The 21660-nt window shown below is 67.2% G+C and carries 22 protein-coding genes; 17 read left to right on the top strand and 5 right to left on the bottom strand.

Annotation, left to right across the window (positions count from 1 at the left end; genetic code table 11):
* Window positions 1-7: 7 nt before the first annotated feature.
* Window positions 8-622, bottom strand: coding sequence for a TetR/AcrR family transcriptional regulator (locus GOPIP_RS11165; RefSeq protein WP_006369750.1), 615 nt, complete (start codon window positions 620-622; stop codon window positions 8-10).
* 114 nt (window positions 623-736) lie between these two features.
* On the opposite strand from GOPIP_RS11165, the gene GOPIP_RS11170 reads away from it, so the two are divergent.
* From GOPIP_RS11170 to GOPIP_RS11215, 10 genes are read left to right on the top strand one after another with little or no spacing between them, the layout of a single operon-like run.
* Window positions 737-1498 carry an enoyl-CoA hydratase/isomerase family protein gene (locus tag GOPIP_RS11170; RefSeq protein WP_006369751.1) on the top strand — a complete coding sequence of 254 codons (762 nt, stop codon included), beginning with the start codon at window positions 737-739 and terminating at the stop codon, window positions 1496-1498.
* A complete protein-coding gene (locus tag GOPIP_RS11175) occupies window positions 1495-2373 on the top strand; it encodes a 3-hydroxyacyl-CoA dehydrogenase family protein (RefSeq protein ID WP_006369752.1) in 879 nt (292 codons plus the stop codon). Before GOPIP_RS11170 ends, GOPIP_RS11175 begins: the two co-directional genes overlap by 4 nt.
* Window positions 2370-3149: an enoyl-CoA hydratase-related protein gene (locus GOPIP_RS11180; protein WP_006369753.1), complete on the top strand. Its 780-nt coding sequence runs from the start codon at window positions 2370-2372 to the stop codon at window positions 3147-3149. Before GOPIP_RS11175 ends, GOPIP_RS11180 begins: the two co-directional genes overlap by 4 nt.
* A gap of 13 nt (window positions 3150-3162) precedes the next feature.
* The gene (gene paaA, locus GOPIP_RS11185; protein ID WP_006369754.1) at window positions 3163-4113 is read left to right on the top strand and encodes a 1,2-phenylacetyl-CoA epoxidase subunit PaaA; all 951 of its coding nucleotides are present in this window, start codon (window positions 3163-3165) and stop codon (window positions 4111-4113) included.
* Window positions 4110-4403, top strand: coding sequence for a 1,2-phenylacetyl-CoA epoxidase subunit PaaB (gene paaB, locus GOPIP_RS11190; protein ID WP_006369755.1), 294 nt, complete (start codon window positions 4110-4112; stop codon window positions 4401-4403). Before paaA ends, paaB begins: the two co-directional genes overlap by 4 nt.
* A 12-nt stretch (window positions 4404-4415) precedes the next feature.
* Window positions 4416-5333, top strand: a complete 918-nt coding sequence (paaC, locus tag GOPIP_RS11195; protein ID WP_006369756.1) for a 1,2-phenylacetyl-CoA epoxidase subunit PaaC — start codon at window positions 4416-4418, stop codon at window positions 5331-5333.
* A gap of 1 nt (window position 5334) precedes the next feature.
* Entirely contained in the window at window positions 5335-5844 is a 510-nt protein-coding gene (gene paaD, locus GOPIP_RS11200) for a 1,2-phenylacetyl-CoA epoxidase subunit PaaD (protein ID WP_020170097.1), read from the top strand.
* 2 nt (window positions 5845-5846) lie between these two features.
* Window positions 5847-6953 carry a 1,2-phenylacetyl-CoA epoxidase subunit PaaE gene (gene paaE, locus GOPIP_RS11205; protein WP_006369759.1) on the top strand — a complete coding sequence of 369 codons (1107 nt, stop codon included), beginning with the start codon at window positions 5847-5849 and terminating at the stop codon, window positions 6951-6953.
* A gap of 32 nt (window positions 6954-6985) precedes the next feature.
* Window positions 6986-8302 carry a phenylacetate--CoA ligase PaaK gene (paaK, locus tag GOPIP_RS11210; RefSeq protein WP_006369761.1) on the top strand — a complete coding sequence of 439 codons (1317 nt, stop codon included), beginning with the start codon at window positions 6986-6988 and terminating at the stop codon, window positions 8300-8302.
* 4 nt (window positions 8303-8306) lie between these two features.
* Complete coding sequence (locus tag GOPIP_RS11215) at window positions 8307-9269, top strand: AraC-like ligand-binding domain-containing protein (RefSeq protein WP_006369763.1); 963 nt, start codon at window positions 8307-8309, stop codon at window positions 9267-9269.
* A gap of 413 nt (window positions 9270-9682) precedes the next feature.
* Here the strand turns inward: GOPIP_RS11215 and GOPIP_RS11220 are convergent, their stop codons facing one another.
* Both GOPIP_RS11220 and styD read right to left on the bottom strand, forming a co-directional pair.
* Window positions 9683-10795 carry an NDMA-dependent alcohol dehydrogenase gene (locus GOPIP_RS11220; RefSeq protein WP_006369766.1) on the bottom strand — a complete coding sequence of 371 codons (1113 nt, stop codon included), beginning with the start codon at window positions 10793-10795 and terminating at the stop codon, window positions 9683-9685.
* A gap of 72 nt (window positions 10796-10867) precedes the next feature.
* Entirely contained in the window at window positions 10868-12355 is a 1488-nt protein-coding gene (styD, locus tag GOPIP_RS11225) for a phenylacetaldehyde dehydrogenase StyD (RefSeq protein WP_006369767.1), read from the bottom strand.
* Between the two features lie 199 nt (window positions 12356-12554).
* Here styD and GOPIP_RS11230 point away from each other — a divergent pair, with 199 nt between their 5' ends.
* Window positions 12555-13670, top strand: coding sequence for an alpha/beta hydrolase (locus GOPIP_RS11230; RefSeq protein WP_006369768.1), 1116 nt, complete (start codon window positions 12555-12557; stop codon window positions 13668-13670).
* A gap of 12 nt (window positions 13671-13682) precedes the next feature.
* On the opposite strand, the gene GOPIP_RS28275 is transcribed toward GOPIP_RS11230, so the two are convergent.
* Together GOPIP_RS28275 and kstR are read right to left on the bottom strand one after the other, a co-directional pair.
* Window positions 13683-13829 (bottom strand): YuzB family protein, encoded by a 147-nt coding sequence (locus GOPIP_RS28275; RefSeq protein ID WP_006369769.1) that lies wholly within the window; start codon window positions 13827-13829, stop codon window positions 13683-13685.
* Complete coding sequence (gene kstR / locus GOPIP_RS11235) at window positions 13826-14470, bottom strand: cholesterol catabolism transcriptional regulator KstR (protein ID WP_006369770.1); 645 nt, start codon at window positions 14468-14470, stop codon at window positions 13826-13828. The genes GOPIP_RS28275 and kstR overlap by 4 nt, the downstream gene beginning before the upstream one ends.
* A 136-nt stretch (window positions 14471-14606) precedes the next feature.
* Here kstR and GOPIP_RS11240 point away from each other — a divergent pair, with 136 nt between their 5' ends.
* Genes GOPIP_RS11240 through GOPIP_RS11265 form a run of 6 tightly spaced genes read left to right on the top strand, consistent with a single transcriptional unit; the run spans window position 14607 to window position 21636 of the window.
* Window positions 14607-16754 (top strand): acyl-CoA dehydrogenase family protein, encoded by a 2148-nt coding sequence (locus tag GOPIP_RS11240; protein ID WP_006369771.1) that lies wholly within the window; start codon window positions 14607-14609, stop codon window positions 16752-16754.
* 49 nt (window positions 16755-16803) lie between these two features.
* Window positions 16804-17874, top strand: coding sequence for an acyl-CoA dehydrogenase family protein (locus GOPIP_RS11245; protein ID WP_006369772.1), 1071 nt, complete (start codon window positions 16804-16806; stop codon window positions 17872-17874).
* Entirely contained in the window at window positions 17864-19027 is a 1164-nt protein-coding gene (locus tag GOPIP_RS11250; RefSeq protein ID WP_006369773.1) for an acyl-CoA dehydrogenase family protein, read from the top strand. The genes GOPIP_RS11245 and GOPIP_RS11250 overlap by 11 nt, the downstream gene beginning before the upstream one ends.
* A complete protein-coding gene (locus tag GOPIP_RS11255) occupies window positions 19024-20034 on the top strand; it encodes a bifunctional MaoC family dehydratase N-terminal/OB-fold nucleic acid binding domain-containing protein (RefSeq protein WP_006369774.1) in 1011 nt (336 codons plus the stop codon). Before GOPIP_RS11250 ends, GOPIP_RS11255 begins: the two co-directional genes overlap by 4 nt.
* Window positions 20031-20447 (top strand): MaoC family dehydratase, encoded by a 417-nt coding sequence (locus GOPIP_RS11260; protein WP_006369775.1) that lies wholly within the window; start codon window positions 20031-20033, stop codon window positions 20445-20447. The genes GOPIP_RS11255 and GOPIP_RS11260 overlap by 4 nt, the downstream gene beginning before the upstream one ends.
* 13 nt (window positions 20448-20460) lie before the next feature.
* Window positions 20461-21636 carry a lipid-transfer protein gene (locus GOPIP_RS11265; protein WP_006369776.1) on the top strand — a complete coding sequence of 392 codons (1176 nt, stop codon included), beginning with the start codon at window positions 20461-20463 and terminating at the stop codon, window positions 21634-21636.
* Window positions 21637-21660 lie beyond the last annotated feature (24 nt).

Below are 21660 nucleotides of genomic sequence, written 5' to 3' on the forward strand. Positions count from 1 at the left end.
GGCGGTGTCAGCGCCGGCGGCGCAGTCCGTCGAACGTCATCGCGACCACGGCGTCGGCGAGTTCGTCGACGCTGACCCCGACGCGGGGCCGGTGCCACTCGATGAGCGAGTTGACCGTGCCGAACAGCAGCCGCGCCACCAGCGCCGGGTCGACCTCCGGCGAGACATCGCCCTCCTCGGCGGCGCCGATGACGAGGTTGCCGACGAACTCGTCGAACTCGCGTCGACGGGCCAGTGCTCGGCGCTCGACGACCGAGTTGCCACGTACCCGCAGCAGCAGCGTGACGTAGGGGAGTTCGGCGGCAAGGATCTCCACACTCCGTCTGACCAGGTATTCCAGCCGATCGATGTGCCGGCCTTCGGTCGTGCCGGCCTCGGTGGTGGCGGCGAAGAGTGCTCCGAGTGCACGCCCGAGAGCCAGCTCGAGGAGTTCCTGCTTGCCCGAGACGTGGTGATAGATCGACGACTTGCTGATCCCGAGCCGGTCGGCGAGCACATCCATGCTGGTGCCGTCGTACCCCTTCTCGTTGAACACCTTGACCGCGACCGCGAGCAGCGAGTCGAGGTCGTAACCGGGGCGCCCCGGGCGGCCGGTGCGCTTGGCCGGTTTCGCTGTGGTCATGGATCTCATGATGGCAAAGAGTCCGCGGAGTGGCGTCCGGGGTGGGCAAGGGGTTGCAACCGACCAAAAGGTCGGTTATTAATGGAGGGGTCCACAGTGTGAGGAGGGCCAATCATGGCCGGTGCGGTGACCACCGACACACCACCCGTCGATCTCGACCACGTGGTGATCTCCGACGACGGTGATCGCTACCGGGTCACGCTGAACCGTCCGGAGCGTCGCAACGCGATCACCGGCGAGATGATCGCCGAACTGCACCGGGTGTGTGCGATCGTCGAGCGGGCGCCCAAACCGGTGCTGCTGTGCGGGGCCGGACGCAACTTCGCGGGCGGCGCCGACATCGCACAGCTCGCCCGACGTACCCGCGACGATGCCCTGGCCGGGATCAATCGCACCCTGTTCGACCGGATCGCGGCGCTCGCGCTTCCCACTGTCGCCGTCGTCGAGGGTTACGCGCTCGGTGGTGGTGCCGAACTCGCCTATGCCTGCGACATCCGCATCGCCGCACCGGATGCGGTGTTCGGCAACCCGGAGCCCGCTCTGGGCATCCTCGCCGCGGCCGGCGCGAGCTACCGCCTCCCGCAACTCGTCGGCATCTCGGTCGCCAAACAGATCCTGCTCGCCGGCGCGCGACTCGACGCCGAGCAGGCATTCCGTCACGGCCTGGTCATGGAGGTCGCCGACGACCCGTTCGCCGTCGCCGAGACCGTCATCGATCGCATCGTCGCGCAGTCGGCGCTGGCGCTGCGCCTGTCGAAGACCGTCATCGACGCCCCCGGGCATCACCCGTGGGCCGACGACATCGCACAGGCCGTGCTCTTCGAAGGACCCGACAAGACCGACCGCATGGCCGCATTCCTGGAGAAGAAGTCATGAACAGCAGCACTTCTGGCGGCGATCTCCCGGCAACCGTCGGCGTCGTCGGTGGCGGACGAATGGGCGCGGGCATCGCGCAGGTCTTCGCCGAGCGCGGTGTCACGGTGACCATCGCGGACCCGCTCGACCAGGAGGGAGCCCGCAGTCGTGTCGCGACCGGTCTGCAACGCGCCGCGGACCGCGGCCAATTGGGGGGACGGGCACCCGACGAGGTTCTGACACGGGTGCACACCGTCGGTGAACCCCGCGCGTTGCCGACGGATCTCGGTCTGGTCGTCGAGGCGGTTCCCGAGAACGTCGCGCTCAAACTCGACGTTCTCGCACAGGTCGCCGAGACGGTGGCCGCCACCACCGTCACCGCCTCCAACACGAGTTCCCTGTCGATCTCCGAACTCGGTGCGGCACTGCCCGACCCGTCACGATTCGTTGGCATGCACTTCTTCAATCCGGTGCCGGTCTCCGAACTCGTCGAGATCGTGCGGGCCGGCACCACCGCCCAGAGCACCGTCGACGCCGTCCGCGGATGGGTCGACGCCCTCGGCAAGACGGCGATCGTCGTCAACGACTCCCCGGGATTCGCCACGAGCCGGCTCGGGGTCCACCTGGGTCTCGAAGCCATCCGGATGGTCGAAGAAGGCGTTGCCGACGCCGAATCCATCGACCGCGCCATGGAATTGGGCTATCGGCACCCGATGGGTCCGCTCCGGTCGACCGATCTCGTCGGACTCGACGTGCGGTTGGCCGTCGCCGACCACCTCGCCGCGACCCTCGGGGCGAGATTCGAACCGCCACAACTGCTGCGCGACAAGGTTGCCCGCGGTGAACTCGGTCGCAAGTCCGGCCGTGGCTTCTACGATTGGAAGGCTGACAGATGACAGCGACACTGGAGATCACCGACGGACTCGCCACCATCACGCTGGCGCGCCCGCGCGCCCACAACGCGCTCGACGTCGAGACCAAGACGGCGTTGCGCCAGGCGATCGAGAAGGTCGCAGGTGATCGCACGGTACGTGCGGTATTGCTGGCGGCCGAGGGCAAGAACTTCTGCGTCGGACAGGATCTCGGCGATCACGTCGCCGAACTGAAGAAGTCGCCCGAGCACGCCATGGACACCGTCGCCGACCACTACAACCCGGTCATTCGGGCGCTCGCGGGCATCGAGGTGCCGGTGATCGCGGCCGTCCGAGGCGCCTGCGTCGGTGCGGGATTCGGGATCGCGCTGACCGCCGACATCCGGATCGCCTCGCAGAATGCCACTTTCGCGACCGCATTCGCGGGCATCGGTCTGGCGAGTGACTCGGGCCTCTCGCATCATCTGGTCTCCATGCTCGGCAGTAGCCGCGCCACCGGACTGCTGATGCTCGGCGATCGCATCGACGCCGCGCAGGCCCTCAATTGGGGCCTGGTGCATCGCGTCGCCGAGGATGCGGACTTCGACTCCGCCGCAGCGGATCTCGCTCGGCGCCTCGCCGACGGACCCACCGAGGCGTTCCGCCGGATCAAGGATCTCATCGGGGCCGGAACCGACGGGCTGAGCGCAGCGCTGGACCGCGAGTACGACGCACAACGCCACCTCGGGGCGACCGCCGACCACGCCGCCGCCGTCGAGGCATTCCTCGACAAGCGCACGCCCGAGTTCAGCGGTCGCTGAGAGAGCAGGAACGATGACCGACACGCAACTACAGCAATCCGAGCTTCAGCAGTCGTTCGACGCGACCATCGCCGCCGAGGCGCGCATCGAACCGCGTGACTGGATGCCCGAGGGTTACCGCAAGACGCTGATCCGGCAGATCGCCCAGCACGCGCATTCGGAGATCATCGGCATGCAGCCCGAGGGAAACTGGCTGACCAGGGCTCCGTCGTTGCGGCGCAAGGCGATATTGATGGCCAAGGTGCAGGACGAGGCCGGCCACGGCCTCTACCTGTACTCGGCCGCCGAGACACTGGGCGCCGATCGCGCCGACCTCACCGACAAACTCATCTCCGGGCGGCAGAAGTACTCCTCGATCTTCAACTACCCGACGCTGACCTACGCCGACGTCGGGACCATCGGGTGGCTGGTCGACGGCGCGGCCATCTGCAACCAGGTACCGTTGTGCCGCAGCTCTTTCGGACCGTACGCCCGGGCGATGATCCGCGTGTGCAAGGAGGAGTCCTTCCATCAGCGGCAGGGTTATGAGCTGCTCACCACAATGATGGGTGGCACCGACGAGCAGCGCGCGATGGTCCAGGAATCCGTCGACCGGTTCTGGTGGCCGGCGCTGATGATGTTCGGTCCGCCCGATGACCGTTCGCCCAACAGCGAGCAGTCGATGGCGTGGGGTATCAAGCGGCACAGCAACGACGAGTTGCGCCAGAAGTTCGTCGACATGAGCGTCCCACAGGCCGAGGCCCTCGGCGTGAGCTTCCCCGACCCGGATCTGGCGTGGAATGCCGAACGCGGACATTACGACTTCGGCGAACCCGACTGGAGTGAATTCACCGAGGTCGTCAAGGGCAACGGTGCGATGAACGTCGAACGGATCGCCGTCCGCCGCGCCGCCCACGAGGACGGCGCCTGGGTGCGGGACGCGGCAACGGCTTTCGCCGCACGGGAACAGGAGAACCACCGATGAGTGACATCAAGGCGGAATGGCCGCTGTACGAGGTGTTCGTGCGCGGCAAGCGTGGGCTGAACCACGTGCACGTCGGGTCGCTGCACGCCGCCGACGACCAGATGGCCTTGCGGCATGCGCGCGACGTGTACACCCGCCGCAACGAGGGCGTCAGTATCTGGGTGGTGCGCTCGGCCGACATCGTCGCCACCAGTCCGTCGGAGAAGGACCCCTTCTTCGCCCCGAGCGGCGACAAGGTGTACCGGCATCCCACGTTCTACGACATCCCCGACAACGTCCCCCACATGTGAGAGGACGACGACATGACCGATCATGACAACGCCTACGAGGGCCTCGTCGACGAGGATTCGCACGGCCAGTGGGCCTTCGGCACCAGCTTCGACGATCCGCTCGCCGGCGTCGACACCACCGTCCCCGACGACGTCGACCACGCCGCGCTGGCCGCCTACTGCCTGATGCTCGGCGACGACGCGCTGATCAGTGCTCAGCGACTCGCCCAATGGTGCACCCACGCACCCGAACTCGAGGAAGAGGTGGCGCTGGCGAACATCGGAATCGACCTCCTCGGTGCGGCGCGGCTCCTGCTCGCCCGCGCCGCGGCCGCCGATCCGGCTGTGGTACCCCACATCTCCGAGACCACGCCGGTGCCCGCCGAAGACGCACTGGCCTTCTTCCGGGACGAGTCGTCGTTCCGCAACGTGCATCTCGTCGAGATCGCCAACGGCGACTTCGCGGTCTCGCTCGTCCGGCTGCTGGTGTTCTCGACCTGGCGACTGGCCCTGTTCGACAGACTGCGCACCTCACGGGATCCGGTGCTGGCCGCGGTCGCCGACAAGGGCGTCAAAGAGCTGACCTATCACCGTGATTACGCGGCCCGCTGGGTGGTCACCCTCGGGTGCGGCACCGCGGAGTCACGACGCCGCCTGCTCGACGCGCTGTCGCGGGTGTGGCCCTACGTCGACGAGCTGTTCGTCCCGACAGCCGAGGAGCTCGCACTCGCCGCCGTCGGTGTGGCGGTCGATCCCGCTTGCGTGCGAGACGAATTCGACGACATCGTGGGCCAGGTGTGTCACGCTGCCGAGGTCGAGATCCTCGACGGACCGCACATCGGGCGGGTCGGGGGCCGCGCCGGACGTGACGGTCTGCACACCGAGCACATGGGATTGCTGCTCGCCGAGATGCAGAGCGTGGCCCGTCGCCACCCTGAAGGGGTGTGGTGAGATGCAGACACTCGCAACCCGATCCGCGCGTGAGATCGTGGAATCGATTCTCGACCCGGAGATGCCGATGGTCACCCTCGCCGACCTCGGGATCATCCGCGAGGTCCGGCTCGACGATCCCGGCGCGGTGACCGTCACGATCACCCCGACCTACTCGGGCTGCCCGGCGATGGCCACGATCCGCGACGACATCAGCGCGGCACTGCATTGTCACGGATTCGCCGACGTCACGATCCGGACCAGCCTCACTCCGGCGTGGAGCACCGACTGGATCACCGACGAAGGGCGCGCCAAGCTCGTCGAGGCCGGGTACTCGCCACCGGGTGCGGCACCGCTGCGGCGGTCCGGGCCGATCCCGCTGACGTTGACCGCGCGCCCGCGCGAGGTGGCGTGCCCCCAGTGTGGTTCGACTCGTACGCAACTGATCTCGGAGTTCGGTGCCACCCTGTGCAAAGCCCACTACCAGTGTCTGGCGTGTGCCGAGCCGTTCGATCACGTCAAGGAGATCTGACCGTGACCTCAACCGTCGAGACCACCGCCGTTCCGGTCACCGGTCCGTCGCGCAACCGCGACTTCCACCGCCTGACCGTTGCCGACGTCGAATCCCTGTGTGACGACGCCGTCGCCGTCCGGTTCGACGTTCCGCCGGATCTGCGGGACACCTTCACCTTTCGGCCCGGACAGTCCCTCACGTTGCGGCGAACGGTCGACGGGACCGAACACCGGCGCACCTACTCGATCTGCGCGCCCGCGGGCGCCGCGCCGCGGGTGGGTGTTCGTGAGGTCAATGGGGGACTGTTCTCGAGCTGGCTGGTCCATCAGGTGCGTCCCGGCGATCGCATCGAGGTGCAGCCGCCATCGGGATCGTTTCAGGCGAACCCGGATTCGGGCGGGCGGCACCTGTTGATCGCGGCCGGCTCGGGCATCACCCCGATGCTGTCGATCGCTGCGTCGATGCTGGCGACTCCCGACGCCGAGGTGACGCTGATCTATGCCAACCGCAAGACCCGGTCGGTGATGTTCGCCGAGGACATCGCCGATCTCAAGGACGCCCACGGTCCGCGGTTCGACGTGATCCACGTGCTCTCCCGCGAGCCGCGCGAGGCCGAATTGTTCAGCGGGCGACTCGATCGTGATCGTCTCGAGGAGATCCTCACCACCGTCGTACCGACCGGCGACATGGACCACTTCTGGTTGTGCGGCCCGCTCGGCATGGTCGAGGCGGCCGAGGAGGTGCTCCTGGCCCGTGACATCGCCAGGGACCGTATCCACCACGAACTCTTCTACGTCGAGGCAACGCCGCCGCCACCGGATCGGCATCGGGAGCCGGGGATCTCGGGGCCCACCAGCGAGGTGACCATCGTCCTCGACGGACGTTCGGTTGCCGGTTCGCTCTCTCGGGACGAGAGCATTCTCGACGCGGGGGAGAACCTGCGCTCGGACCTGCCGTTCGCCTGCAAGGGCGGGGTGTGCGGAACCTGCCGCGCCAAGATCACCTGTGGGGAGGTCGACATGCGACGTAACTATGCCCTCGAGGAGTCCGAGGTGGCCGCCGGGTTCGTCCTCACCTGTCAGTCCTATCCCGTAACCGAGTCCGTGACCGTCGATTTCGACGCCTGACACCGTCCTCTCTCTCACGCCTGGAGTCCACCATGACCAGCACCCTCCCCAGCGCCGCCGGCGGCTCGGAGACCGTCGACATCGAATACGCGAGTCGCGACCGGATCGCCGATCTGCAGCTCTCGCGTCTCAAGTGGTCGTTGCACCACGCCTACGACAACGTCGCGCATTACCGGAAAGCCTTCGACGAGAAGGGGGTTCATCCGAGCGATCTGAAGGAACTCTCGGATCTGTCGTTGTTCCCGTTCACGGCGAAAGCCGATCTGCGCGACAACTATCCGTTCGGGATGTTCGCGGTACCGCAGGAGCAGGTGTCGCGGATTCACGCCTCATCGGGAACGACGGGCCGTCCCACCGTCGTCGGTTACACCGCAAACGATCTGAACAACTGGGCCGATCTGGTGGCCCGCAGCCTGCGGGCGGCCGGGGTTCGGTCGTCGGACAAGGTCCACGTCGCCTACGGCTACGGTCTGTTCACCGGTGGGCTGGGCGCACACTACGGCGCAGAGCGTCTGGGCTGCACGGTGATCCCGATGTCCGGCGGCATGACCGATCGCCAGATCCAGCTGATCGAGGACTTCGCCCCCGACGCCATCATGGTCACGCCGTCGTACATGCTGACCATCGTCGATGCGATGATCGCCAAGGGGATCGATCCGTCGTCGACCTCGTTGCGCGTCGGTGTCTTCGGTGCCGAGCCGTGGACCGAGCAGATGCGGCGTGAACTCGAGACCCAGGTGGGGATGGATGCCGTCGACATCTACGGACTGTCGGAGGTGATGGGGCCCGGTGTCGCGCAGGAGTGTGTGGAAACCAAAGACGGACTGCACATCTGGGAGGACCACTTCTATCCCGAGATCGTCGACCCGATGACCGGTGAGGTGCTGCCGGACGGGGAGGAGGGGGAACTCGTCTTCACCTCTCTGACCAAGGAGGCGATGCCGATCATCCGGTACCGCACCCGCGATCTGACGCGACTGCTGCCGGGCACCGCGCGTTCGGTGCGACGAATGCAGAAGGTGACCGGACGATGCGACGACATGATCATCCTGCGCGGGGTCAATCTGTTCCCGACGCAGATCGAGGAACTGATCCTCGCCGTGCCGGCACTCGCGCCCCAATTCCAGTGCGTCCTCGAACGTCCCGGCCGCATGGACAATCTGACCGTTCGCGTCGAATACCGTCCCGACGCACCGGGTTCGGACTGGCAGCCTGCTGCCGATTCGCTGAGAAAGGCCATCAAGAATCGGATCGGGGTTACCGTGGACGTCGAGATCGCCGAGCCGGGGACCCTGCAACGATCGACCGGCAAGGCGAAACGATTGGTCGACAACCGCCCCAAGGATTGATGTCATGAGCACCGCCGCCTCACACGATCTGGAGTTCGACGTGTGGCGGGAGGCGATCTCGAGTGCCTTCGTGCCGTTGGACGCCGCGCCGCTCGTCGGCGCGCCCACGGCATTCGGCGGCGGCCTCGCCAGCCGGGAACTCGGGGACCTCCAACTGTCGGAGGTACTCGGGGAGTCGGCGTGGGTGCGCCGGACCGCGTCGACGATCCGGCGGGCCGACCCCGGCGTGATCAAGGTGGCGCTGCAGTTGTCGGGGCATTCGACGGTGTCACAGGCCGGGCGGGAGGCCGAACTCGGACCCGGGGACCTGGCCGTCTACGACACGAGCCGACGTTACGAGCTGGCCTTGGCCGACTCGTTCGACATCCTGGTCGCCGTCATCCCGCGGGAGACGTTGCGTATCAATGACTCCGAACTCGACGACGGTGTGGCGCGCACCATCACCTCATGCACCGGTGTGGGCGCTCTGCTGCGTCCGATGCTCTGCGCGCTGCGGGAACAATCGCTGGGCGAGGAGTCGATGGCGCCTCAGGGAATGCGCGCACAGTCCCTCGTGACCGATGCCGTGGCCGACCTCGTCAGCGCCTGCCTGCGCGCCGCGGTGCCCGACACCGGCATCGGTGCCGGGGACACTGTGCTGATGTCGGCGCGGACGTACATCGAAGGGCACCTCGGTGACCCGTTCCTGACACCGGCAGCCGTTGCGGCTCGTCATCATGTGTCGTTGCGCTATCTGCAGAAGCTCTTCGCGCAGGACGACGACACCGTCGCCGGATTCATCCGCCGGCTGCGACTGGAGCGATGCCGCCGCGACCTGGCCGACCCGTTGCAGATCCACCGCAGCGTCGGGGCGATCTGTGCCGCCAACGGTCTGGTCGAGGCCGCCCACTTCTCCCGGATCTTCAAGAGCGCCTTCGGCATGAGTCCGCGTCAATATCGCGACTCCCACCTGCCCGCCGCCGGCTGATTCCGCCCCCGGCGTCCCCTTATCCCGCTGGTCCGCGTCCGCTCGCCCGACCTGCGTGGCCGATCCCAGCCGGTGTCCCTTTGCCCGCTGGTCGCGGTGACGATAGGAACTCGGTGTCCCTTTGCCCGGTGGTCGAGGTGCGACGAGCGCAGCGAGGAGCCTCGAGACCGCTTGTGCCGGTGCTGGTTCCGGTGGTGATCGGTGTTGTCGGTCCCTTTGCCCGCTGGTCGAGGTGTGACGAGCGCAGCGAGGAGCCTCGAGACCGATTGTGCCGGTGCTGGTTCCTGGGCCAGGTTGCCGGGATCGTGACCCGGCCGGAGTGGACTGACCGACTGTATGAAAAACGCTGCCCGAGTCGGCAAACGCGGGTGGTACACCCACGGCGTCTGCAAGCTCGGGCAGCGTTCGCAACGTCAGTACATGATGACCCCACGCACGTTCTCGGCGCGGCGCATCGCGGCGTAGCCGTCGTTGACCTGGTCGAGAGTGTATGTGCGCGTGATCATCTCGTCGAGCTTGAGGCGCCCCTCCATGTACAGACGTAGCAGGTGGGGGATGTCGAAGCGGATGTTGGCGTTGCCGAACCATGCGCCCTTGAACGTCTTGCGCATCGCGGTGAGGTCGAACAGGCTCATCGTGACATCTGTGGCGGTCAGGTCACCTACCGAGACCTGCACGCACACACCACCCTTGGCGACCAGGCTCATCGCCGGTGCCACCAGGGCGCCCTGTGCGACGTCGACGGTGATGAGCACCTTGTCGGCCAGCTGACCCCAAGTGATCTCCTGCAGGAGTTCCTGTGCCTCCTCGATGCTCGCGACCGCGTGCGTGGCGCCGAAGATCTTGGCCTGATCCCGCTTGAACGGCGACGGATCGACGAGCACGACGTGCCGCGCACCCGCCAGCGCGGCACCCTGCACCGCACCGCAGCCGACGCCGCCCATGCCCAACACGACGACGGTCTCACCGGCGGAAACGCCGGCCGCGTAGACCGACGAGCCCCAACCGGTGGTCACACCGCACCCGACGAGAGCGGCCTTGTCGAGCGGGATGTCCTTGGTGAGTTTGACGCACGACGCCTCGTTGACCACGGTCACCGGTGCGAAGGTGCCGAGCAGGCACATCAGACCCGCATCCTGGCCGTTGACGTGATGGCGAGAAGTGCCGTCGGAGAGCTGCACGCCGGCAAGCAGATTGGCGCCGAGATCACAGATGCTCGACATCCCCTTGGCGCACGACGGGCACCGCCCGCACGCCGGGATGAAGCCGAGGGCGACGTGGTCGCCGACCTCGACGGACTTCACCCCCGGGCCGATCTCGGTCACCACACCGGCGCCCTCGTGGCCGCCGATGTACGGATACATCCCCACGGGCACGCTGCCGTCGCGGACGTGCTCGTCGGAATGGCACATCCCCGACGCCGCCAGCTCGACCTTCACCTCGCCGTACTTCGGCGCGTCGAGCTCGAGTTCCTCGATCTGCCAATCCTGACCGGGCTCCCACAGAACTGCTGCTTGTGTCTTCATGATCGATCCTTGTCTTCGGTGAAACTACTTCGGTGATCCGATGTTCGGGCGGTCGTCACAGGTCTGACTTGTTCAGAGAACGACGGTGACGACCTTCTCCTCGGTGTTCGCGACGATGCCCGCCCACCCGAGCTCACGGCCGACACCGCTGGTCTTCATGCCGCCCCAGGGCAACGCCGGGTCGATCGCCGCCCACCCGTTGACCCAGACCGCTCCGGCCCGTACCCGCGCAGCCAGCGAATGAGCCTGGGCCACATCCGATGTCCAGATGCTTGCGGCGAGGCCGTAGTCGGTGTCGTTGGCCAGTGCGATCGCCTCGTCCGGATCGTCGAAGGCGATCACCGTGCCGACCGGCCCGAAGATCTCCTCGCGGGCGATCCGCATGTCGTTGGTGGCGTCGGCGAAGATGGTGGGCTGCACGAAGAATCCGGACTCCCCGCCACGGTCGCCGCCTGCGACGAGGCGAGCCCCCTCGGACCGGCCGGACGCGATGTAGTCCAGCACGGTGGCCTGCTGTGTCGCGTTGACCAACGCACCCATGGTGGTGGCCGGGTCCAGCGGGTCGCCGAGGACCTGCGCGGCCGCGGCGCCGGCGAGTCCCTCGACCACCGCGTCGTAGTGCGAACGATGCACCAGCACACGGGTTCCGGCGGCGCACACCTCGCCCTGATTGAAGAACAGCCCCATCGCGGTGCCGTTGATCGCGGCCTCGACGTCGGCGTCGGCGAGGATGATCTGCGGTGACTTGCCGCCGAGTTCGAGCGTGGTGCGCTTGAAGGTGTCGGCGGCCACCTTGAGGATGTGGCGACCCACCCGTGGGCTTCCGGTGAAGCTGATCTTGTCGACGTCGGGATGCGCGGTCAACGCCTCACCCGCCACCTGGCCCAGTCCGGGGACGACGCCGACGACACCGTCGGGCAGTCCGGCCTCGGCGAGTAGCGATGCTAGATGCAGGATCGACAGCGGTGCATCCTCCGGGGGCTTCACCACGACGGTGTTCCCGGCCGCCAGGGCTGGTGCGAGCTTCCATGCGGCGATCATCAGCGGGGTGTTCCACGGGATGATCGCGCCGATCACACCGACCGGCTCGCGCACGGTGTAGGAGTGTGTCGGCCGCCCGAAGTAGCCGGCGGTGGGGATCGATTGACCGGTGATCTTGTCGGCCCAGCCCGCGAAGTGACGGAACGTGGCCGCCGCGTTGGGGACGTCGAGCATGGCCGGTTGCCCGATCGGCTTGCCGATGTCGAGTGACTCGAGGCGGGCGAGGATGTCGGCATCACGCTCGATGAGGTCGGCCACCCGGTTCAGCAGCACACCCCTTGCGGCGCCGGGGGTGGCGCCCCAACTGCCCGACAGCGCGGCACGGGCCGCACGGACCGCGTCATCGATGTCGGCGGCCGAGCCCGCGGCGACGTCGACCAGCGGCCGACCGGTCGCCGGGTTCAGGTCGGTGAAGGTCTCGCCGTCGGCGGCCGTGCGCCAGGCACCTCCGATGAAAAGCCTCGTTTCGGTGCCCGCGGGTAGGTGGGTGGCCGCACCGTCGATGTCCACTGCCGTCATTGCGTCTCCGCTCTCTCGGTCGTTGTGACTGCTGCCACAATTCTCGAAATCGGCGGCCGGCATTACTTGCACGTGCGCGCATGGATTGTTGACCGAACGCGAACCATCACAACTGGCTAACGACCGCTCCCGCGATTTCCGGGACGCCGATCGGGACGTTAAGCTGAGAAAACTGTGACTGTTGTGATTGAAGGGGCTGATGGTGCATAAGAGCTTGGTGCGGGTTCTGGCGGCGGCGTCGACCGCCGTGGCCGTCGGCGCGCTCACCGGCACGGGCGTCGGCGTCGCCGACACCGATCCGGCGCCGCCCAATTCCTCGACCAACACCACGACGACGTCGACCACCTCGACCGCCGACCAGCCGGCCAATCCCGCCAATCCGGCACCGATGAATGCGTCGAAGATCCAGACCCTCGTCCACGACTCGCCCCAGCAGGTCACCGCGATCGTGTACTCGGCGTCGATGGACAAGCTGATCCCGGTGACTGTCCTTCTGCCCAAGGACAAGAGCAAGCCCGCGCCGACGCTGTACCTGCTCAACGGTGCCGGTGGTGGCGAGGACTCGGCCACCTGGGCCGCCAAGACCAGTTACATGCAGTACTTCGCCGACAAGAACGTGTACGTGGTGACGCCGATCGGCGGCGCCTTCTCCTATTACACCGACTGGCAGAAGGACGATCCGGTACTCGGGCGCAACAAGTGGACGACCTTTCTCACCAAAGAGCTTCCGCCGCTGATCAACAAGGAGTTCGACACGACGGGCGAGAACGCCATCGCCGGTATCTCGATGGCCGGCACGTCGGTGCTCAATCTCGCGATCGCCGCCCCCGGGTTGTACAAGTCGGTCGCCGCCTACAGCGGGTGCGCCCGCACCAGTGACCCGTTGGGGCTGGCGTACATCCGGATGGTCGTCGGCGATCGCGGCCACGGCAACATCGTCAACATGTGGGGTGTGCCGGGCGGCCCCGGCTGGGTGGCCAACGACCCGTACGTCAACGCCGGAAAACTCAACGGCACCAAGGTATACATGACCAGCGGCAGCGGTCTGCCGGGTCCCAACGATCAGCTCAATGCGCCCCTCATCGACGGTGATCCGGTCACCCTCGGCAACCAGATCCTCCTCGGCGGCGTGATCGAGGCCGCGGTGAACCAGTGCACCGAGCAGATGGCCCAGCGGATGAACGAGCTCGGCGTCGAGAACAAGGTCATGTTGCGCCCCACCGGAACCCACTCGTGGGCCTACTGGGAACAGGACCTGCACGACACCTGGCCGATGATCGCCGCCGACCTCGCGAAGCGGCCGGCCGGCAACTAGGCCGATAGACGCCTAGTAGGCCATGAACAGGATCTCGTTGCGCGAGTACTCGTGGTCCGGGTGATTCTCGGCCAGGTGCTTGCGGACGTTGTCGACGAGTTCGTCTTCGGTGGTGCCGCGCAGCATCTCACCACACGGGCAGGTCAGCCGGGTCTTCATGAGTGGGGCACCCGATCCTTCAGGAGTAGTCGGACGGTCAGTTCGAGGCGATTGGTGACATCGGTCGCCGACGCGCGGCGCGTGAGCCACTGCACCAGGTTGGACATCCACACATCGGCAAGCACGCGGGCGATGGCAAGATCCTCCTCGCCCGGTTCTCCCTCGTCGACGATCGCGCCGGCGAGTAGTCGGTCGATGATGCCGGCGACCTGATCGACCTCGGCGGTCGCCGACGCGTCGGCGAACATGAACGCCCGGGTCATCGCCTCGGTGAGAAGCGGATCGCGCTGCATCGCGAAGGTGATCATGTCCAGGACGTGCCGCAGACGTTCGATCGCGTTGTCGCCGCGCAGTTGTGACCGGTCGACCCGAGACTCGACGCGGGCGAGTTCGCGCGCCAGCGAGGTCACCAGCAGGTGCACCTTGGACGGGAAATATCGGTAGAGCGTGCCGACCGCGACGTCGGCTTTCTCGGCGACGGTCCGCATCTGGACGGCGTCGTAGCCGCCCTTGGACGCCAACGTCAGGGTGGCGTCGAGGATTCGACGTCGTCGGTCTCGCTGGGCCGCGGACCCGTATTCGCCTGTGCCGGTGTCGGCGACTGCTTCGGTCGCGGTTGCGGCGTTGTCAGATGCAGCCATGTGCTCTCGGACATCCTCACGTCGTCGGGTCGTGGTGGGCCGCGCGGTGGAGTAGGTGGGTACCGAACCCGCGTCCCTCATGGCATATTAGAACAGGTTCTAGTTCTTGGTCACCTTTCGACACCGAAGGAATCCCGTGACTCTCGCCACGTCTTCCGAACAGCTCGCGGTCTGCGAGGCCATCGCGGCCTGGTCGGCGCGAGTCGGTACCACCGACATCGCCCGTGCCCAGATCGACAAACCGGGCGAGGACTGGTTGGGATTGTTCCACCAACTCGCCGAGTTCGGGCTGTTCGCCGCGGTGTTACCCGAATCCAAGGGTGGTCTGGGCGCCGGTTTCATCGACCTCGCCGCCATGCTCGAGCAATGCGGCCGCGACCTCGTACCCGGCCCGATCGGGGAGACCGCGGCGACCGCACTCGCGCTCACCAGGACCGACGATCCACGGGCCGAGGGGCTGCTGGCCGCAGTGGTCGCAGGCGAGGCGCCCGGAGTCGTCCCGGTCTCCGACGGTCCGCTGCCATCCATCGGGGATCGGCTGGAGCTGGTGGTGCCCGGATACGTCGACGCAGCGGTACTGCTCCTGCCCACCGTCGACGGGTGGCGCATTCTCGCGCCCGGCGACGGGACGCGAGAAGCGACCGTCGAGACACCGGTCGACGGGGCCACTCCGGTCACCCGCGTCACGATCGACGGCCTCGAGCCGGATGCGTTGATCGGGTGCGCCGACTCACCCCTCGTCGACGGTGTACTGGCGTTGGCGCGCAACGCTTTCGCGAGCGGCGTGTGCCGCTGGGCGCTCGACACCGCCGTCTGCTACGCCAAGGTTCGCACCCAATTCGGGGTGGCGATCGGCTCCTTCCAGGCGATCAAACACATCTGTGCCGACATGTTGTGCCGCACCGAGCAGGTCGAGGCCGCGGCCTGGGATCTCGCGAATGCCCTCGACTCCGCCGCTGCCGACGCCGGCGCCGACGAGCAGTTGTCGCTGAGCGTCGAGGTCGCCGACATCCTGGTCGCCGACCTACCAGTCGCCATCACCAAGGACTGTGTGCAGGTCCTGGGCGGCATCGGCTTCACCTTCGAGCACGATGCGCATCTGTATCTGCGCTCGGCGATGACCGCGCGCGCCCGTCTCGACGCCGGTGTTCCCGCGCGGATCGCGCTGTCGCAGCGCGGACTCGACGGCGGGCGGCGGGAGTTCGAGGTCGACCTGTCGGCCGTCGAGAGCCAACGAGCAGAGGTCCGCGCGATGGCCGAAAAGGTGCGCGCCGCACCGGAATCGGAGCAACGTCGGCTTCTCGCCGGGAGCGGCTATCTGGCACCGCACTGGCCGCCGCCGCACGGGCTCGGCGCCGACCCCGCGCTCCAACTGCTCATCGACGCCGAGTTCGACCGTGCCGGTGTCGTCCGGCCGGACCTCGTCATCGGAGCCTGGGCCATCCCGACCATCCTCGAGCACGGCACCGACGCCCAACGCGACCGCTTCGTGGCGCCCACGCTGGCCGGCGACATCATCTGGTGTCAGCTGTTCAGCGAACCCGAGGCCGGCTCGGATCTGGCCTCGCTGCGCACCCGCGCCACCCGGACCGACGGCGGCTGGATGCTGACCGGACAGAAGATCTGGACCTCACAGGCGCACAACGCGCAGTGGGGAATCTGCCTGGCGCGCACCGGCGATGGTGACACCCCCAAGCACAAGGGCATCACCTACTTCCTGGTCGACATGGCCTCGCCGGGTATCGACATCCGGCCGCTGCGCGAGCTGACCGGTCGCGCGAACTTCAACGAGGTCTTCCTCGACGAGGTGTTCGTCCCCGACGACTGCGTGGTCGGTGAGGTCGGCGGCGGGTGGAGACTGGCGCGCACGACCCTGGCCAACGAGCGGGTGGCGATGGGTGGTTCCGGGCTCGGCAAGGAGATGGAGTCGCTGCTGCACCAGATCTCCGGGATGTCCCGGCCGCTCGAACGCGCCGAGCAAGCACGCCTGGGCCGACTCGTCGCCGACGCCCACATCGGTCGGGTCCTCGACGCACGTGCGGTCACCCGGCGCCTGGCCGGCCATGATCCCGGGGCGCTGTCGAATGTGCGCAAACTGATCGGCGTCGCCCACCGGCAGTCGGTCCCCGACGCCGCGCTCGATTTCCTGGGGCTCGACGCGGTGATGGCCGGTGGCGCTTCGGATCTCGCATTGCAGAATCGGTGCCTGTCGATCGCGGGCGGCACCACCCAGATCCTCAAGACAGCCGCGGCGGAGCGAATCCTCGGACTCCCGCGCGCCTGATCTGATACAACTAGAACAGGTTCTAATTCTTGCGATAGGAGGTGCCGGGGTGGACTTTGCCGTCGATACCGAGGCGATCGCCGTCGGGGACGTCGCCGCCGAGGTGCTCACACGACACGACACGGTCTGGGAGTCGAAGTTCGCCGACACCGTCGGCGGCTTCGACACCGCGCTCTGGGACGAGATGACCGCTGCCGGACTCGGACATCTGGCGCTGCCGGAGTCGCTCGGCGGTGACGATCTCGGCATCCTCGCGTTGACGCCGCTGTTGCGTCGGCTGGGGGAGTCGGCGGCCGTGGTGCCCGCGATCGGATCACTGACCTCGGCTTTGGTGCTGCGCGCCCTCGACTCGCGGCAGCGATGGGCGGGCACACTCGCCGAGGGCGCCTGGCATGCCGTCGCGCTCGGCGAGCTCGGCAGTGCGCTCACCGACGCCCCGGCGACGTCGCTGCGCGATGGCCGGCTGAACGGGGTCAAAACCGGGGTTCTGCACGCGGAGGGCTCGACGGTGCTGCTCGTCGGCACCGACGCCGGAGTCGTCGCGGTACGCACGGAGGCACCCGGCGTGGCGCTGGTGCGCACCCCGTCCTCGAGCGGCTGGGGTGAGTACACGGTGCGTTTCGACGACGTGTCCGTCGACGCCGCCGACCTGCTCACCGCCGACCTCGCGGTGTTGCGTGACGCCTACCGGATCGCGTTGTGCGCCTATGCCGACGGCCTGATCGCCGGCGCCACCCGTCTGACCGCCGACCACGTCAGCAATCGTCACCAGTTCGACAAACCCATCGCACTGTTCCAGGCGGTCAGTCAGCAACTCGCCGACGTCTACGTCGTCGGCCGCTCGATGAACCTCGCGACCACCGCCGCGGCGTGGAGGATGTCGGAAGATCTTGATGCGCAGCAAGATCTGGCCATCGGCACCTATTGGATGGCCGACGAGCTGCCCCCGACCCTGCGCACGATGATCCACCTGCACGGCGGACTCGGCGTCGACGTCACCTATCCGTTGCACCGGTACTTCTCGATCGCCAAGGACCTCGCCAGGCTGGTCGGGGGGCCGTCGGCGCGGATCGACGAGCTCGCGGGCCTGCACACCGAGGAGACCGCCGATGTTCATTGACCTGACGCCCGATCAACGGGCGCTCAAAATGCAACTGCGCGAATACTTCTCCGACCTGATCAGCCCCGACGACGCGCACGCCATGCTCACCGAGCGGCACGGCAAGACCTACCGCAAGGTGATCAAGCAGATGGGTACCGACGGGTGGCTCGGCGTCGGATGGCCCAAAGAGTACGGCGGCAAGGGTTTCGGTGAGATCGAACAACAGATCTTCACCAACGAGGCGGTCCGTGCCGACGTCCCGCTGCCCGCGGTGACCCTGCAGACCGTCGGCCCGACCCTGCAGGAACACGGCACCGAGGATCAGAAAGACCTGTTCCTACCCAAGATCCTCTCCGGCGACGTGCATTTCGCGATCGGCTACACCGAGCCCGAGGCCGGCACCGACCTGGCGTCGTTGACCACCACCGCCGTGCTCGACGGCGAACACTACGTCGTCAACGGACAGAAGATCTTCACCACAGGTGGCCACGACGCCGACTACATCTGGCTTGCGGTACGCACCGACAAGAACGCCCCGAAACACAAGGGCATCTCGATTCTCATCGTCGACACCACCGACCCCGGCTACTCGTGGACGCCGATCATCACCGCCGACGGCGCACATCACGTCAACGCCACCTACTACAACGACGTGCGGGTACCGGTGTCGATGCGCGTCGGCGAAGAGGGCGGCGGCTGGCGGCTGATCACCACCCAGCTCAACCACGAGCGGGTGATGCTCGGCCCCGCCGGACGCATCGAGGGACTGGCCGCGCGCGTGCGGCGCTGGGCGCAGCGACCGGGCGCCGACGGCGTACCGATCGCCGAGCACCCCGACGTCCGGCGCACGCTCGCCCGGATCGACGCCTACGCCCGGATCAACGAATTGCTCAACTGGCAGGTGGCCTCCACCGGTGAGGCCATCTCGATGGCCGACGCCGCGGCCACCAAGGTCTTCGCGACCGAACGACTGCAGGGCATCCACCGCATGATCGACGAGATCCTCACCCGCCATGGTGATCTCACCGACCCGGACACCGACGAGCTCGTGCGATGGCTCGACGTGCAGGCCAAACGCAACGTGGTCATCACCTTCGGTGGCGGCGTCAACGAGGTGATGCGCGACATGATCGCCACCGCCGGACTCGGATTGCCGAGGGCCAAGCGATGACCGCCCAGACGAGCGAGGCCATCATCGAGGCCACCGAACAGATCAAGGCGGCCGGACCCAGCGCACCGGTCGCCGGCCGGGATCCGGTGAACCTGCCCATGATCCGCAACTGGGTGGAGGCAATGGGTGACGACAACCCCATCTACGTCGACGCAGACGCGGCTCGTGCCGCAGGCCACCGGGGGATCGTCGCACCACCGGCGATGGCGCAGGTGTGGACGATGCGCGGACTGCGCGGGGTGCGCAGCGCCGACGATCCGCTCGGGCGCGCCAGCGAACTGTTCGACGAGGCCGGCTACACCTCGGTCGTCGCCACCAACTGCGACACCACCTATCACCGTTACGTCGAGGTCGGTGAAGAGGTGAGCCTGTCGGCCGAACTCGTCGACGTCGTCGGCCCCAAGACCACCGCGCTCGGCGAGGGCTGGTTCTTCACCACCCGCAACACCTGGTCGGTCGGCGACGAGGTGGTCGCCGAGATGGACTTCCGCATCCTCAAATTCCGTCCGCCGGCCGGCCCAGCCGTTCCGGAGACGACGACGGTCCCGGAGGATCTGGACCCCGCGAAGATGTTGCGGCCCAGTGCGTCCCGGGACACCGCGTTCTTCTGGGACGGTGTGGCCGCACACGAACTGCGCATCCAGCAGATCGCCGACGGCTCGTTGCGGCATCCGCCGATCCCGGCGACCTGGAAACCCCGCGCAGCCGACGGAACCGTCCCGGACACCGACTATGTGGTCTCCGCCGGATTCGGAACCGTGTACAGCTACGTGGTGCACCGCGCGCCGAAGGTCCCCGGACGCGGCCTGCCCTTCGTCGTCGCGCTCGTCGAACTCGACGAGGGTGTACGTATGCTCGGCGAACTGCGCGACGTCGACGCCGATGCGGTGGAGATCGGGATGCCGGTCACCACAACCTATCTCGACTTCCACGCCGACCCCGACACCGGTGCGCCGGCGTGGACGCTCTACGCCTTCACCCCGCGTGAGAACGGAGAGCGGTCATGACCATCGAGGCGGCACCGGCCGTGGAGGTGGGAACAAGGTTGCCGGAGTTGACGATCGAGGCCACCCCGACCTTCGTCGTGGCCAGCGCGCTGGCCACGCGCGACTTCCAGGACGTGCACCACGACCGGGATCTCGCGCACGCCAAGGGCTCCAAGGACATCTTCGTCAACATCCTCACCGACACCGGACTGGTCGAGCGGTTCGTCACCGACTGGGCCGGCCCGTCGGCCCGCATCACCAAGATCACCCTCAAGTTGGGGGTGCCCTGGTACGCCTACGATTCGGTGACGTTCACCGGCGAGGTGACCGCATGCGATCAGGACGCGGTCACCGTGTCGGTGGTGGGTACCAATTCCCTTGGCAAACACGTCATCTCGTCGGTCTCACTGACGTTGCACGCAGGAGCGAAGTGATGGGAACAGCGAAGTGACGGGCACACTGGGCGGACAGGCCGCCATCGTCGGCATCGGTGCCACCGAGTTCTCCAAGGATTCCGGGCGCAGTGAGCTCCGGCTGGCCGCGGAGGCGGTAAGTGCGGCGATCGCCGACGCCGGATTGACCCCGGCCGATGTCGACGGCCTGGTCACCTTCACCATGGACACCAATGCCGAGATCGCCGTCGCCCGAGCCGTCGGCATCGAGGAGATGACGTACTTCTCCCGCATCCATTACGGCGGCGGGGCGGCGTGTGCGACCGTGCAACAGGCCGCGATGGCGGTCGCGACCGGTGTCGCCGACGTCGTCGTGGCCTACCGTGCCTTCAACGAGCGGTCGGGATTGCGCTTCGGGCAGGTGAATTCGGCAGTCGCCAATCAGGAGAACTCGTCGGGTACCGACAATGCGTTCTCCTACCCGCACGGCTTGTCGACCCCGGCGGCGTTCGTCGCGATGGTCGCGCAGCGCTACATGCACGACTACGGCGCCACCAGTGCCGACTTCGGTCGGATCGCCGTCGTCGACCGCAAACACGCAGCGGTGAACCCGAATGCGTTCTTCTACGGCAAACCCATCACCCTCGAGGACCATCAGGCCTCGCGCTACATCGCCGAACCGTTGCATCTGCTGGACTGCTGCCAGGAATCCGATGGTGGTGTGGCGCTGGTGATCACGTCGGTCGAACGTGCCAGGGACCTGCCGCATACGCCCGCGGTGATCGCCGCTGCTGCCGCGGGAAGTGCGGCCGACCAGTTCATCATGACCAGCTACTACCGCGACGAGCTGGCGGCGCTCCCCGAGATGGGCCTCGTCGGCCGGCAGCTGTGGGAGCAGTCCGGATTGCGTCCCGACGACATGGATCTGGCGATCCTTTACGACCATTTCACCCCGTACACGCTGCTCCAGCTCGAAGAGCTGGGCTTCTGCGGCCGCGGCGAGGCCAAGGATTTCGTCGCCGAGCCCGGCGCCCTGGAAGTGGGTGGGCGGTTGCCGCTCAACACCCACGGCGGCCAGCTCGGTGAGGCCTACATCCACGGCATGAACGGCATCGCCGAAGGCGTTCGGCAACTGCGCGGCACCTCGGTCAACCAGGTCGACGATGCGACGAGGGTCGTCGTGACCGCGGGCACCGGCGTCCCCACCAGCGGTCTGGTCCTGACCGCATGACCTCACACCCCGAAGGAGTTCGTC

This window comes from Gordonia polyisoprenivorans NBRC 16320 = JCM 10675, from assembly GCF_000241325.1.
Lineage (GTDB): Bacteria > Actinomycetota > Actinomycetes > Mycobacteriales > Mycobacteriaceae > Gordonia > Gordonia polyisoprenivorans.

Excerpts from the sequence above, each read along its gene's own strand:
- GOPIP_RS11165 (WP_006369750.1), bottom strand. The coding sequence starts at position 622 with ATGACCACAGCGAAACCGGCCAAGCGCACCGGCCGCCCGGGGCGCCCC.
- GOPIP_RS11170 (WP_006369751.1), top strand. The coding sequence starts at position 737 with ATGGCCGGTGCGGTGACCACCGACACACCACCCGTCGATCTCGACCAC.
- GOPIP_RS11175 (WP_006369752.1), top strand. The coding sequence starts at position 1,495 with ATGAACAGCAGCACTTCTGGCGGCGATCTCCCGGCAACCGTCGGCGTC.
- GOPIP_RS11180 (WP_006369753.1), top strand. The coding sequence starts at position 2,370 with ATGACAGCGACACTGGAGATCACCGACGGACTCGCCACCATCACGCTG.
- paaA (WP_006369754.1), top strand. The coding sequence starts at position 3,163 with ATGACCGACACGCAACTACAGCAATCCGAGCTTCAGCAGTCGTTCGAC.
- paaB (WP_006369755.1), top strand. The coding sequence starts at position 4,110 with ATGAGTGACATCAAGGCGGAATGGCCGCTGTACGAGGTGTTCGTGCGC.
- paaC (WP_006369756.1), top strand. The coding sequence starts at position 4,416 with ATGACCGATCATGACAACGCCTACGAGGGCCTCGTCGACGAGGATTCG.
- paaD (WP_020170097.1), top strand. The coding sequence starts at position 5,335 with ATGCAGACACTCGCAACCCGATCCGCGCGTGAGATCGTGGAATCGATT.
- paaK (WP_006369761.1), top strand. The coding sequence starts at position 6,986 with ATGACCAGCACCCTCCCCAGCGCCGCCGGCGGCTCGGAGACCGTCGAC.
- GOPIP_RS11215 (WP_006369763.1), top strand. The coding sequence starts at position 8,307 with ATGAGCACCGCCGCCTCACACGATCTGGAGTTCGACGTGTGGCGGGAG.
- GOPIP_RS11220 (WP_006369766.1), bottom strand. The coding sequence starts at position 10,795 with ATGAAGACACAAGCAGCAGTTCTGTGGGAGCCCGGTCAGGATTGGCAG.
- styD (WP_006369767.1), bottom strand. The coding sequence starts at position 12,355 with ATGACGGCAGTGGACATCGACGGTGCGGCCACCCACCTACCCGCGGGC.
- GOPIP_RS11230 (WP_006369768.1), top strand. The coding sequence starts at position 12,555 with ATGGTGCATAAGAGCTTGGTGCGGGTTCTGGCGGCGGCGTCGACCGCC.
- GOPIP_RS28275 (WP_006369769.1), bottom strand. The coding sequence starts at position 13,829 with ATGAAGACCCGGCTGACCTGCCCGTGTGGTGAGATGCTGCGCGGCACC.
- kstR (WP_006369770.1), bottom strand. The coding sequence starts at position 14,470 with ATGGCTGCATCTGACAACGCCGCAACCGCGACCGAAGCAGTCGCCGAC.
- GOPIP_RS11250 (WP_006369773.1), top strand. The coding sequence starts at position 17,864 with ATGTTCATTGACCTGACGCCCGATCAACGGGCGCTCAAAATGCAACTG.
- GOPIP_RS11255 (WP_006369774.1), top strand. The coding sequence starts at position 19,024 with ATGACCGCCCAGACGAGCGAGGCCATCATCGAGGCCACCGAACAGATC.
- GOPIP_RS11260 (WP_006369775.1), top strand. The coding sequence starts at position 20,031 with ATGACCATCGAGGCGGCACCGGCCGTGGAGGTGGGAACAAGGTTGCCG.